Here is a 12,213-nt window from a genome sequence, read left to right as displayed (position 1 = left end):
TTCTAACTGTTTAATAATTGTACTGCATGTTTTGCATAGTAAGTCGCTATCAGATCAGCACCTGCGCGTTTGATACCCGTCAGCGATTCTATTACCGCTTTATTTTCATCCAGCCAGCCCATTTTGGCAGCGGCTTTGATCATGGCATATTCACCGCTTACATGGTAAGCACTCACCGGTATCTCAACTGCATTTTTCACTTCGCGAATAATATCGAGATACGCCATAGCAGGTTTTACCATTACGATATCAGCACCTTCTTCTACATCCATCAACACTTCTTTCACTGCTTCTTTCCTGTTGGCATAGTCCATCTGGTAGGTTTTCTTATCGCCAAAACCGGGAGCACTATCCAGTGCATCGCGGAAGGGACCATAGAAGCAGGAAGCGTATTTAGCACTATAGGCCATGATGCCAGTGTTAGTGAAGCCATCAGCTTCCAATGCTTCGCGAATAGCGATGATACGACCATCCATCATATCGCTAGGTGCAACGAAGTCTGCTCCTGCGCGTGCATGACTAACGCTCATTTGAGCAAGCACTTCTACCGTAGCATCATTCACGATCTGCCCATTCTCTACAATACCGTCATGGCCGTAAGATGAAAAAGGATCCAGCGCTATGTCTGTCATTACCAACATATCCGGGCAGGCATCTTTAATAGCTTTAATGCTACGCTGCATCAACCCGTCAGGGTTCAGCGCTTCGGTACCTTTATTGTCTTTTAGTTCGTCTTTGCATTTGATGAATAACAGCACACTCTTCAGACCCATAGCCCAAAGTTCCTTTACTTCTTTTACCGTCAGGTCAAGACTCATACGGAAATAGCCGGACATAGAAGGAATTTCTTCCCTTACTCCAGCACCTTCGATAATGAATAACGGAACGATGAAATCGTTTGGTGTTAATATAGTTTCAGACACCAATGATCTTACCGCGTAAGATTGTCTTAATATTCTATTCCTCCTGATGAGATGCATAATTATATGTTTATCCAGTCGGTTGGTTGCAAATATTGTAATAATTCAGCCTCCATTGTGCCCTGCTCAGGATGATAGTCGTAATACCATCTTGCACGTGGCGGCAGACTCATAAGAATACTCTCGATACGGCCGTTTGTTTTCAGGCCGAATAGTGTTCCCCTGTCGTGTACCAGGTTGAACTCAACATAGCGTCCACGACGTATTTCCTGCCATTCAGTTTCCTTCTCAGTAAATGCGATTGCTTTTCTCTTGCTCACTATAGGCAGGTAAGCCTCTAGAAAAGCATTACCATTTGCCTGTTGGAACTCGAATAATTTATCGGCAGTAAATTCCTTATCAGGGCGCAGGTAATCATAAAATACACCGCCAATGCCGCGCGCTTCATTGTTCCTGTGCTTATTGATAAAGTATTCGTCGCAATGCTTTTTATATTTCGGGTAGAGGTCTTCACCAAATCCATCCATTGCGTTCTTCAACGTGGTATGAAAATGGCGACCATCTTCTTTGAAGATATAATATGGCGTGAGGTCAGAGCCACCACCAAACCAGCTATCTATTTTCTTGCCTAACTTGTCGTACAGTTCAAAATACCTCCAGTTGGCATGTATCGTAGGTACGTATGGATTGACAGGATGAATAACCAGCGACAAGCCACAGGCGAAAAAGTTGCTATCAGGCACTTTAAATGCTTCCTGCATAGCATCAGGCAAACGACCATGAACTGCAGAAGTATTTACGCCACCTTTTTCAAACACAGTACCATTACTAATAACACGGGTAATGCCGCCACCGCCTTCGGGACGATCCCATTTATCCTCAATAAACTTCGCACTGCCGTCTTCTGCTTCCAGCGCTAGGCAAATGCGGTTCTGTAATTCTAATATGTAGCTGTTGAACGCCTCTCTCATTATTTCACTGCTTTATACTCCTTCACTGCTTCTACAAATGCCTTGGCGTGGTCTACCGGTACATTGGGCAGGATGCCATGACCAAGATTGGCCACATAACGCTGTACGCCAAATGCATCTATCATCTTCGTCACCTCTTTCTTTATTTCGGGGATTGGAGCCAGCAATTTCGATGGATCGAAGTTGCCCTGCAACGTTATTTTATTACCAGTCAGCTCGCGGGCAAGTTTTGGTTCTACGCACCAGTCGAGGCCTAATGCTGAGGCTGATGAATTGCTCAGATCCTTCAGTGCGTACCAGCTGCCTTTAGGAAACAATATCACTGGCGCATGGTCTTTCAATGCATCAGCTATCTGCGTGAGGTATGGTTTTGCGAATGTGTTGAAGTCGGCTGGACTCAACATACCGCTCCAGCTATCGAACACCTGTACTGCGTCAGCACCCGCTTGCACTTGCGCTTTCAGGTAGCCTATCGTTACATCCGTGATCTTTTGCAACAGTTTGCGTGCCAGCGTGGGATTGGTGAAACAGAACTGCTTTGCTTTATCGAACGATTTGCTGCCCTTACCTTCTACCATGTAACACAGAATGGTCCATGGAGCCCCGGCAAATCCGATAAGTGGCACACGATTATTCAGTTCTTTCTTAGTAAGCTTCAATGCATCCAATACATAATGCAGTGATGAAGCAGGGTCTTCTGTCAGCAGTGCATCAACGTCTTGTTCCGTTTGCACCGTTTTAGGAAGCAACGGTCCTTTACCTTCTTCCAGCAATACTTCGAGGCCCATTGCCTGTGGTATCACCAGGATGTCTGAAAATATGATAGCCGCGTCTGTACCTACCTGGTCGATAGGCTGCAGGGTTATCTCGCAGGCCAGTTCAGGTGTCTGAACGCGGGTAAAGAAATCGTACTTATTACGCAGCTTGATATAGTCAGGCAGGTATCGGCCAGCCTGACGCATCATCCATACCGGTGGACGTTCAACTGCTTCACCTTTTAATGCCTTTAAAAACAAATGTTGTGTATCGCTCATTACGGTCTATTATAGTATTCTATCAATTTATTTATTACGCTTTCCTGGCTTGGCTCGTTGCTGGTTATTACCTGATCGCCATAACCTGACAACGCTGTTGCAGTAGTAGTTCCAATAGCGAAGAAGGTGGTTTTGTCACCTGCACCGTTCTCAGAAAAGAAACTGTTCACTGCGCTTGGGCTAAAGAATAATACGCCATTATAATCTTTACTGATCTTAACCGGCCCCTGCTCTGTTTTATACAGAAAAATCTCCCTTAAAGAAATACCGCTACCAGCTAAACCAATTGCCAATGCCGGTGTACGGATGTTGCTGCCAAAGAATACCAGCTCCTTTACCCTACTGTGTGTTTTGATCTTAGCCGCCAATTTCTCGCCTGTTTCTGCACAGTCTAATATCTCTACTCCATTCAAACGACTTTTCGCAGCCTCAAGCGTCTGGCCGGAAATGCAAAACACTGTCCAATCAAGTCGCTTGTCGCCCAGGTAATCTGAAAGTATCACAACTGCATTTACACTGGTAAGCGCAACGTAAGCATGCGATTGAACCAGTTTGTCAATTTGTTGTTGCACACTTTCTGTTAGAGCTGGAACGATCTTAATAAAAGGCTGACAATCTATCTGGATACCTTCCACCGCAGCTTTTTCGATCAATCTTGGTTCGAGCGTCTTCGTACTAAGTATGGAAACGCTACTTGCCATTGCTTTTGATTTTGCTTAAGATCTCGCCGGCGCCTTTGGTCAAGAGTTCCTGTGCGGCAAGTATTCCTATCGTATCCGCAGCGGCAATCGCTATTTGTTTTTTTATTTCGAGCTTGACGGTTCCCTGCGGGTCAAGCACATTTCCTTCAAAATGCATAGTGTCACCGTGAACTTCTGCCAATGCGCTGATGGGCATCGAGCAGCCGCCCATCAGCCCGCGTAAAAAATCACGCTCTACCTTCACACAATTCGCTGTGGCGGCATCGTTGAGGGATGAGCAAGCCTCAAAAGCATGTTGTGCATCTTCCCTGCACACCACCATTATGGCTCCTTGCGCAGGTGCCGGCAGCATCCAGTCCAGCTCAACTGCATTACCAGGCCTGAGATCTATTCTTTCTAAACCGGCAGCAGCAAATATGGCTCCTTGCCAGTTGCTTTCCTCCACTTTTCTCAGCCGGGTATTTACATTACCCCGAATGCTTTCAATCGTATGATTGGGGAAACGGTGCATCCATTGCGCTTTGCGTCTAATGCTGCTGGTAGCGATTGTGGCCACAGATTCGGAAGATTCAAGATAGCTGAGTCCGTTCCTGGGTACGAACAGGTCTTTGTGTGATGCGCGTGGCAGTACTGCAGCCTGCACAATGCCGGTAGGCAATTGAGTAGGCACGTCTTTCATAGAGTGCACTGCCACATCAATCTGGCCATTCAGCATGGCGATGTCGAGCGTGCGGGTAAATACGCCCTGAACGCCCATTTCATATAGTGGTGTTACGAGATTAATATCGCCTTCTGACTTGATCAGTACTAGTTCTGCCTCAAACCCTTTCTCTGCCAGCAGGCGTTTTACTTCATTGGCCTGCCACAGTGCCAGTGCACTATCTCTTGTACCTATCCTGATCGTTGTGTTCATCGTACTCTAACCGAAAAATTCATTTATAGCCGCTATATAGTGGCAACCTTTTGTGTTTTGCGATTTTAGTTTCAGAGCGGTAGCGTTAATGATCTTTTGTATGCGTTGAGGGTTGTTATCAGTCGTTGTCGCCAGCGTGCTGGTGTCCATTTGCTGGAGTGTCGCCTTGAGTGAAACCAGGACCGGCACGTATTTGCGCGTTTCCAGCCACTCGGTAAAGTCTGCAATCTGCTCTGCAATAATTGCCTTCGCCTTAGGCACCTCAGCCTTACGTTTTTCGAGGGTAGTATCTTTATGCGCCGACAGTTCGTCCACATTCATCAACGTCACATACGGCAGGTTTCTTACGTCAGTATCGACGTTATTAGGCACCGAAAGATCGATGATCAGTTTTGCACCATGGCCTTCCAGGTGTTGTTTACCTATTATCGCCGACTTTGAGCTAGTAGACGTAATAACGATGTCTGACTCTTCGATAAGTCTGTCCATATCATCCATCGATGCGTATTTAAGACCTAATTCCGTTGCCAATTGATGTGCCTTTTCAACGGTGCGGTTGACGAGGGTAACATTCTTATTCTGCAGGTAGTCTACAAGATTCTTACAGGTATTGCGACCTATTTTACCGGTGCCTATCAGCAATATCTTTTTCGAGCTATAATCGGCGACGAAGTCTTTGATATATTGAACTGCAGCAAAGGATACTGAAACAGTACCATCGCTCAGTTGGGTGTTTGTCTTGATAGCTTTTGAAGCGGCCAGTGCCGTATTTACCAGCCTTTCCAGGAAAGGACCGACGAGTCCGTGCTTTTTGGAGAGTTTGGCCGCTGTTTTCACCTGTCCGATGATCTCGTAATCGCCTAGTACTTGTGAATCCAGGCCTGAGGTTACATTGAAAAGATGCTCTACCGCGTCCAGCCCGTTCTTTACATAAGCCAACGCCTGGAATGTATTGATATCGCCGGCGGTTTCGGAGCACAGGATCTTGGTCAAAACATCCGGATCCTGGTGTAAACCGTAGATCTCTGTACGGTTGCAGGTGGACACGATGAACACTTCAGCAACATTGTGTTGCCTGGCCAGTTGTAGTACGTTCAGGTATTGATCGTTGTTTATAGCATACTGACCACGTACTTCCGCATCCGTTTTTTTATAATTTATCCCTATTAAGTAAAATTCAGAAAGGCTCTTGTCCACGGCGGTCATTCCAGATTTTCAATTCCTGCGCAAAATTACTTCCGCGTTCCCGTTTATCGGTTTTCGTTTGTCATACATTTGTCATTTAGCTTGCTGACTTCTGTCAGTCGGCATTTGTTCGTTCCTTTGCAACCAAGTTTATAAAAATGAGTATTGGGTTGAAAAGCGCTACCAGAGCGGTTGTTCTCATGAATCTCGGTTCGCCGGATTCTACCAGTGTGGGCGACGTCAGGAAGTACCTTAATGAATTTTTAATGGATGAGCGGGTGATCGACTACCCGTTCCTGCCACGTTTGCTGCTTGTAAAGGGTATAATTACCCCTTTCCGGGCCAGTAAGTCGGCACATGCCTACGAGTCCATCTGGACGGAGGAAGGCTCGCCGCTGATCGTACTTACTAAGGAGCTTATGCTGGCCTTGGACAGAGAACTCGACATACCTGTTACCATTGCTATGAGGTATGGTACCCCATCGCCCAAAGAAGCCTTTGACGAGATCACGCAGAACTACCCCTCGGTGAAGGAGGTGATATTGTTGCCGCTGTACCCGCACTATGCCATGTCGAGCTACGAAACAGCCGTTGAGTATGCCAAGACCATACATGCAAAAGAAAACTATGGCTTCAAACTGGAGGTAATCAAGCCCTTCTATAATAATGAGCTGTACATACACGCCCTAAAAGAAAGTATAAAACCTTACCTGGCGGACGGCTACGACCACATATTATTCAGCTACCACGGCATACCCGAACGTCATATTATTAAGGGCGATGTCACACATAATCACTGCCTTCAATCTGCAGATTGTTGTACAACACCATCGCCGGCACATAGGCAATGTTATCGTCACCAATGCTTCATGACCACCAAACTGGTTACTAAGGAGCTTGACATCCCTGAAGCCCGCCATAGTGTTTCGTTCCAGTCGCGGTTGGGGAGGTCTGAATGGTTGAAGCCATATACGGCGCAAATGCTTCAAGACCTGCCGTCACGCGGAGTAAAGAAACTGGTTGTTGTTTGCCCAGCCTTTATCAGCGACTGTCTGGAGACTTTAGAAGAGATCGCGGTAGAAGGACGTGACATATTTCTAAAAGCAGGCGGAGAATCGTTTACCATGGTACCCTGTCTGAATGTACACCCGCTGTGGGTGAAGACCATTTCTAAATGGATGGACGAAATAAACGAAGGTCATAAAAAAATGTTGCTACAGCCTTATGTATAACTATGTAAAAGCGTTGCATATCATTTTTATTGTTACCTGGTTTGCAGGCATGTTCTATATCGTGCGACTCTTCATCTATAATGCCGAGGCAAACGAAAAACCGGAACCGGAAAAGGGTATACTCCAGTCTCAGTTTGCCATCATGATAAAAAGACTATGGTTTGGTATCACATGGCCATCTGCCGTGCTAACACTCATTTTCGGCTTGTTGATGTGGCACCTGCTCGGGGCTACGCCAAGCTGGCTGGTAGTAAAGCTTTGTTTCGTTGCCGGGCTGTTCCTTTACCACCTTTCACTGCATGCTATTTACAAACAGCAAGCGAACCACATATTTAAATACTCTTCCCAAAAACTCCGCATCTGGAACGAAGTAGCTACCATCTTTTTGGTTGCCATCGTGATGCTGGTAGTAGTAAAGCAAGCGCTTAGCTGGCTCTGGGGTCTGATCGGCCTCATTTGCTTTGTGGTGCTGCTGATGGCAGCGATCAAAATATATAAGGCCTTGCGAACACGTAAGGAGGTGCCAGGTAAAAATACCTGACACCAAAAAAGCAGTATTTACTTGCTATATACCCACTCTTCTTTTTTCAACCACGAATTTGGCGCCGGGATGTGAGCGCTTGGCCTGTACGTTGCGGGCAAAACCACCCTCTTCGCCACACGGTCAGAAACAGCTCTTTTCTTCGGATTGGACAACCGGAATAGATTCCGCGGCTCAGTCGTCAGCTTAACGATGGTCGTTCTGTCTTTGATCAAAAACTTATCTTCCCAGGCATCGCGGTGCATGGTGTTGGGTTCATTGAACACATACTGCGCAATGATAGTATCACCCTGCACACGATAGATACCCCAATAAAACCTGTTATAAAAATAGTCTGTGCCTTTACCTTTCGAGATACGCTCCAGGTACGCTTCGGTATTGCCGGGATAATCGGCGTCTACGTCATAGAAATTGTACAAGAAGGTGCCGTCTTCGTAAAACAGGAAGTTGACCTCGGTAGTGTCGCGACAGATACGGTTTTGCGGCGGGCCGAAGCAAACGCGGTAAACTTCTTTCACGGTATAATACCCGTCTATATCTATTAAACTCCTGATGTTTGTTTGCTTCCCGTCGTAACGATTGGTGACGTGCTCTTTGATATAGTTCGAGACCTTTTGACCGACACAGGTGAAGGAGAGAAATGCCGTAGACAGCAACATTATTAGTTTTCTCATGGTGAAAGGTTAAGATGGATCCAACAATAAAATTTCCTGTACTTCAGTTGCGGTAGTGGAGAGGAGTTAAGGCGCCAAGCCTACCTGCTGCATAAAGGCGTGGTTATCCCAAAACAAATGTTCTTCGGTCATGACACCATCCTTCCAAACACCGAAGGTGGCCATTGGCAGTTTAAACGACTTGCCTGTTGGCTGGACGACCTTACCATCAGGCAATGTCATTGGCCCGCTAAACGTGCCGGTAAAGACTCCGGTAACTGCCGTGATATCACCTGAACCTACCCGCATCGGGTGCTCTGTTATTTTCGCGTCGGGAGCATAAGTGAATAGTGCCTTCAGGTCTTCAATGTGTTTGGCGATGCCATTGGTAACATGACCGTCAGGCCAATACACTTTTATATCATCTGCGTGGCTTTCATGCAGGCGGTCCCAGTTTTTGTTGTTGAACACATGAAAGTCTAGGGTATCAAATTCTGCGAGATTTTGCTCCACCATGTCCTTAGCTTTTGCAGTATCACCAGGCGTAGCATTCTTATTTTCAGTACAGCCGCAAACGATTGTCGACAGTATAAAGCCTACTGCGTATAGCTTGATTTTCGGTGTTTTCATGTTCAGGTATTTAAGTGAAATCCCTCATCCCTATGCAACAACCACAACATGAATGTATGACCATTTTTCATATTATGAATAGATGAGCACTAAGTAATTGAAGCTATGAACCCGCTACTGGAGCGGCTTTCGGGTATACCAGAGCTTAAAAGTTAGTAGCGTAGACAATTGTTACAAATGACGAATTGTTGATAGGTTTTAGAGGCGCCTATTTTGTCACTATGCAGCTTCTGAGAATCGCTGGAAATATTGACTGTATTAGTTTTGGTTGCCAATTTGTTTCAATTTGTTCATTGATTTATATCTTTTTCAATGGCATTCACGAGCTTGATATCGCTCGGTTGTTTACATACCATAACCCGTTACATGATTTAGGTTTCAAAGCATCCGCAGTTGTGTACTATTGTGTATTTCCAGGCGTGAATTAAAAATTACACTGATCGAACACGGTTAACATTTGTTGATGTTGTTAGCGCCTTTTTTGAAAAAGTGCGAAATGTAAACATCGGGCATCAAAAATAATCAATAGCAAATATACTACTTTTTACTGAATTTAAACATCATTTAAAGACGACTTATTGAACATCAACGAGTAGTGTACAGGGATTAGTAGTTTCGAAAAACAATGCCAGCGATGGGCACGGTCTTTTTGACTTTTCTGTCAAAATCCAATTTTATGGCAAGCAACAATCCAAACGACAACCGCGGTAACTTAGGTAATGATCGTAGCCGAGGTGGCGAAAGCCAAAAACTCGACGTGAGCCTGCTCGCGAAAAAATTCAACTGCAGCGAAGACGAAGTACAACGCGCTATTCAACAGGTTGGTAACGATCGTACTAAACTTGAAGAATACCTGAGGAACAAACGCAGGTAACAACACTTTAAACGAAATAAGAACCAAAAAGTGAAAGCCGCTCATTGTGAGTGGCTTTTATGTTTACTATGATATTCAGTGCCTACCTAACTAAGGTAATATCACCCTTGACCAAGAATTTTTTATTTCTCGGTCCTGTTAGGTTAACAATGTAATAGTATGTTCCCAGTTCAGCCAGCTGCCCTTTATAAAGTCCATTCCATTTCTCACCGGGCTGGCTACTGCGAAACACCTCTTCGCCGTAACGATTGACAATGATGAATTTATAGTCGGATATCTCGCAATGGATGATGGGAGCAACGCCATCGTTCAGTCCATCATTGTTGGGTGTAAATGCGTTCGGCATAAAGGCACAATTATCGCATTGTTCTATTTCTACGGCAATACTGTCGCTTGCTGAGCCGCAGTGGTTGGTAGCGATAATGCTATAAGTTCCTGAACCGGGAATTTTTATCTGCCCACTTGTTGCGCCCGTGTTCCACAAATAGCTGTGGCCTTCCTGCGAAAAGCCGACCGTGAGCTCTTCGTAATTGCAAATAGTTGTGTCTGCGCCAAGGTAAAAAGAAGGTATATCGTCAACCTTTACTAACAGCTCTTTCCAGGCAGCGCAGCCATTCACAGTTGTTTTTACTTTATAGACCCCTGCATGCAACTCCGTTACATTAGAGACCGAGGGGTCTTTTTCTGTTGAACTGAAGCCGGGTCCGATCCAGCTATAAGTAGCTGTCGAATAGGCATGCTGTAACGTAAACTTCAACGTATCGCTTTTGCATACAGGACTATTAGAACTGGCTGTAACAATGGGTGCGGGTTTTATCGTCAGCTGGCTTCCGTCATCGTCCGAGGTATAGTTGGGATCGCTAGCAACAATTCTCACTTTATAGCCAGTGCCCGCAGCTGTAGCTGGTATCACTGCACGTATTATCCCAGAGGTAGTAGAGACCAATGAACCAATAGTAATAGCAGGGGCAAAGTTTCCCGAGGCATCAGACAACTGGAGGGAAAATTGATTGCCCGGATTGAACGTAATGTTGGAAGAGGCTGTGTACGGCACATCAATCGTATCGCCGGCACAAACGCTGGTGATACCCGGATCAACCACAATTATTTTAGATACCTGTTTGAGCACAACCGAATCGATATAATAATATGCGATGGTATTTGAGGGACCTGCTGGAACTTTGTTTACAACGCTGTTATCGTAAAAGCCACCCAAAACAATATTGGTATAGGCTGAATCTGCAGTAAATATACCCACCAGCCTTGTCCAGTTCAACGTATCTGTGATCACTCCCTGGCCAAGAAAGGAAACCTGGGGAATAAGGGAATAGTCCATTCCGAAAGCAGGAAGCTGGTTGTAAAAAAAGGCACCCAGATTGTCAGTGCCCAATCCAGATGAATTAGCCAACACAACGGACATCGATAATTCGTAGTTGGCACCTTTTTGTAAAGGCGGAATCTGAGCTGCTACCCATTCTTTCATGTTACTAGTGGTTCCATACACGTACACTCCCACAAAAGCATTGCCGTGTGCCGCTTGTTGATAACCGACTACCGCATCTGGCACACTAAAACCGGTCGTACCACAGCTGTGGTAATAATCAGGAGTATTGTTTAAATATTGGAACCAGTCGCTGCAATGTGTAGCTACCTGGCCATTGGAATTGGGACAACCTTTATTTTTTTCGAAACTGGGATTAGGTATGAGGTTTTGCGCCTGTGCGTCAAAAGCAAGAACAAGCAACAAAACGAAGTAGTGCAGTCGTTGCATCGGTTTTATAGGCGGTTGTTATTAAGCTCGTTTCGGTAGTACAAATTATGAAAAATGTTTGTACTTACATTGATTGATATCATTAACGTTAACCAAGTGATGCCGAAGCTATTCGTTACCTTTGCGGCGCATCAGTATCTAATATGACTTTACAGGAACGATTAACAGCACGAAGCGAAAACAAGTGTGAACTGTGCCAGGCAACAGGTAAACTGAATATCTACGAGGTACCGCCCCAAACAGGCGGCTACGAAGAGAATACCATTCTTATATGCGACAAGTGCCTTGCCCAGATCGAGAAAAAAGAAGAACTGGATAACAGCCACTGGAGTGTACTGACTACCAGCATGTGGAGCGAAGTTCCAGGCGTACAGGTAGCAAGCTGGCGTATGTTGAACAGGCTGAAAAACGAAACCTGGGCCAGCGAAGCGCTGGACATGATGTACCTGGACGACGAGCGCCTGGCCTGGGCAAAAGCTACCGGCGATCATGAGAACGACGCAACTGTAGAATTGCACCGCGATGCCAACGGCGCACAACTATTTGATGGCGATACCGTAGTACTCACGAAATCGCTGGATGTAAAGGGCACGAGCATAAAAGCTGCAGTAGGCACTGTGATCAGGAATATACACCTGGTAAAGGACAATGTAGAACAGATTGAAGGACGCATAGAAGGCCAGATGATAGTCGTGCTGACCAAATATGTAAGAAGACAGGCGAGGGACTAACTAAACTGCTTTTGAATAATACAAGCCGCTCTGAGAGCGGCTTTTTATTTCGCTTAT

13 protein-coding genes are annotated in these 12,213 nt (G+C 45.5%); 4 read left to right on the top strand and 9 right to left on the bottom strand.

Going from position 1 to position 12,213, the window contains the following annotated elements; translation table 11 throughout:
• Positions 1-2: 2 nt before the first annotated feature.
• Genes hemB through hemA form a run of 6 tightly spaced genes read right to left on the bottom strand, consistent with a single transcriptional unit; the run spans position 3 to position 5,745 of the window.
• Positions 3-980: a porphobilinogen synthase gene (gene hemB / locus P2W83_RS07730; protein ID WP_276133138.1), complete on the bottom strand. Its 978-nt coding sequence runs from the start codon at positions 978-980 to the stop codon at positions 3-5.
• A gap of 2 nt (positions 981-982) precedes the next feature.
• The gene (hemF, locus tag P2W83_RS07725; protein ID WP_276133137.1) at positions 983-1,891 is read right to left on the bottom strand and encodes an oxygen-dependent coproporphyrinogen oxidase; all 909 of its coding nucleotides are present in this window, start codon (positions 1,889-1,891) and stop codon (positions 983-985) included.
• Positions 1,891-2,925: a uroporphyrinogen decarboxylase gene (gene hemE, locus P2W83_RS07720; RefSeq protein ID WP_276133136.1), complete on the bottom strand. Its 1,035-nt coding sequence runs from the start codon at positions 2,923-2,925 to the stop codon at positions 1,891-1,893. The genes hemF and hemE overlap by 1 nt, the downstream gene beginning before the upstream one ends.
• The gene (locus P2W83_RS07715) at positions 2,925-3,626 is read right to left on the bottom strand and encodes a uroporphyrinogen-III synthase (protein ID WP_276133135.1); all 702 of its coding nucleotides are present in this window, start codon (positions 3,624-3,626) and stop codon (positions 2,925-2,927) included. The genes hemE and P2W83_RS07715 overlap by 1 nt, the downstream gene beginning before the upstream one ends.
• Complete coding sequence (gene hemC, locus P2W83_RS07710; protein ID WP_276133134.1) at positions 3,616-4,539, bottom strand: hydroxymethylbilane synthase; 924 nt, start codon at positions 4,537-4,539, stop codon at positions 3,616-3,618. The genes P2W83_RS07715 and hemC overlap by 11 nt, the downstream gene beginning before the upstream one ends.
• Positions 4,540-4,545: 6 nt before the next feature.
• Positions 4,546-5,745, bottom strand: coding sequence for a glutamyl-tRNA reductase (gene hemA, locus P2W83_RS07705; protein WP_276133133.1), 1,200 nt, complete (start codon positions 5,743-5,745; stop codon positions 4,546-4,548).
• A 137-nt stretch (positions 5,746-5,882) separates the two neighbouring features.
• On the opposite strand from hemA, the gene hemH reads away from it, so the two are divergent.
• Positions 5,883-6,956 (top strand): ferrochelatase, encoded by a 1,074-nt coding sequence (gene hemH, locus P2W83_RS07700; protein WP_276133132.1) that lies wholly within the window; start codon positions 5,883-5,885, stop codon positions 6,954-6,956.
• Positions 6,949-7,497, top strand: coding sequence for a CopD family protein (locus P2W83_RS07695; RefSeq protein ID WP_276133131.1), 549 nt, complete (start codon positions 6,949-6,951; stop codon positions 7,495-7,497). Before hemH ends, P2W83_RS07695 begins: the two co-directional genes overlap by 8 nt.
• 17 nt (positions 7,498-7,514) lie before the next feature.
• Here P2W83_RS07695 and P2W83_RS07690 read toward each other — a convergent pair whose 3' ends face one another.
• On the bottom strand, positions 7,515-8,171 hold the full coding sequence (locus P2W83_RS07690) for a hypothetical protein (protein ID WP_276133130.1): 657 nt from the start codon (positions 8,169-8,171) through the stop codon (positions 7,515-7,517).
• A gap of 66 nt (positions 8,172-8,237) precedes the next feature.
• The gene (locus P2W83_RS07685) at positions 8,238-8,780 is read right to left on the bottom strand and encodes an ester cyclase (protein ID WP_276133129.1); all 543 of its coding nucleotides are present in this window, start codon (positions 8,778-8,780) and stop codon (positions 8,238-8,240) included.
• 676 nt (positions 8,781-9,456) lie between these two features.
• Between P2W83_RS07685 and P2W83_RS07680 the strand changes: the two genes are divergently transcribed.
• Positions 9,457-9,654: a DUF3606 domain-containing protein gene (locus P2W83_RS07680; RefSeq protein ID WP_276133128.1), complete on the top strand. Its 198-nt coding sequence runs from the start codon at positions 9,457-9,459 to the stop codon at positions 9,652-9,654.
• Positions 9,655-9,736: 82 nt separating this feature from the next.
• On the opposite strand, the gene P2W83_RS07675 is transcribed toward P2W83_RS07680, so the two are convergent.
• Positions 9,737-11,425, bottom strand: a complete 1,689-nt coding sequence (locus P2W83_RS07675; protein ID WP_276133127.1) for a T9SS type B sorting domain-containing protein — start codon at positions 11,423-11,425, stop codon at positions 9,737-9,739.
• 143 nt (positions 11,426-11,568) lie between these two features.
• Between P2W83_RS07675 and P2W83_RS07670 the strand changes: the two genes are divergently transcribed.
• A complete protein-coding gene (locus P2W83_RS07670) occupies positions 11,569-12,156 on the top strand; it encodes a PhnA domain-containing protein (RefSeq protein ID WP_276133126.1) in 588 nt (195 codons plus the stop codon).
• Positions 12,157-12,213 lie beyond the last annotated feature (57 nt).

Origin of the sequence: Polluticoccus soli, assembly GCF_029269745.1 — a bacterium.
In the GTDB taxonomy this organism is placed as follows: domain Bacteria; phylum Bacteroidota; class Bacteroidia; order Chitinophagales; family Chitinophagaceae; genus Polluticoccus; species Polluticoccus soli.
Note: the sequence above shows the minus strand (reverse complement) of the source record. Positions and strands in the feature narration are given on the sequence as shown.

Coding starts and splice junctions, on each gene's coding strand:
- hemE (WP_276133136.1), bottom strand. CDS start 2,925: ATGAGCGATACACAACATTTGTTTTTAAAGGCATTAAAAGGTGAAGCA.
- P2W83_RS07685 (WP_276133129.1), bottom strand. CDS start 8,780: ATGAAAACACCGAAAATCAAGCTATACGCAGTAGGCTTTATACTGTCG.
- P2W83_RS07695 (WP_276133131.1), top strand. CDS start 6,949: ATGTATAACTATGTAAAAGCGTTGCATATCATTTTTATTGTTACCTGG.
- P2W83_RS07715 (WP_276133135.1), bottom strand. CDS start 3,626: ATGGCAAGTAGCGTTTCCATACTTAGTACGAAGACGCTCGAACCAAGA.
- hemH (WP_276133132.1), top strand. CDS start 5,883: ATGAGTATTGGGTTGAAAAGCGCTACCAGAGCGGTTGTTCTCATGAAT.
- P2W83_RS07675 (WP_276133127.1), bottom strand. CDS start 11,425: ATGCAACGACTGCACTACTTCGTTTTGTTGCTTGTTCTTGCTTTTGAC.
- P2W83_RS07670 (WP_276133126.1), top strand. CDS start 11,569: ATGACTTTACAGGAACGATTAACAGCACGAAGCGAAAACAAGTGTGAA.
- hemA (WP_276133133.1), bottom strand. CDS start 5,745: ATGACCGCCGTGGACAAGAGCCTTTCTGAATTTTACTTAATAGGGATA.
- hemB (WP_276133138.1), bottom strand. CDS start 980: ATGCATCTCATCAGGAGGAATAGAATATTAAGACAATCTTACGCGGTA.
- hemF (WP_276133137.1), bottom strand. CDS start 1,891: ATGAGAGAGGCGTTCAACAGCTACATATTAGAATTACAGAACCGCATT.
- P2W83_RS07690 (WP_276133130.1), bottom strand. CDS start 8,171: ATGAGAAAACTAATAATGTTGCTGTCTACGGCATTTCTCTCCTTCACC.
- hemC (WP_276133134.1), bottom strand. CDS start 4,539: ATGAACACAACGATCAGGATAGGTACAAGAGATAGTGCACTGGCACTG.
- P2W83_RS07680 (WP_276133128.1), top strand. CDS start 9,457: ATGGCAAGCAACAATCCAAACGACAACCGCGGTAACTTAGGTAATGAT.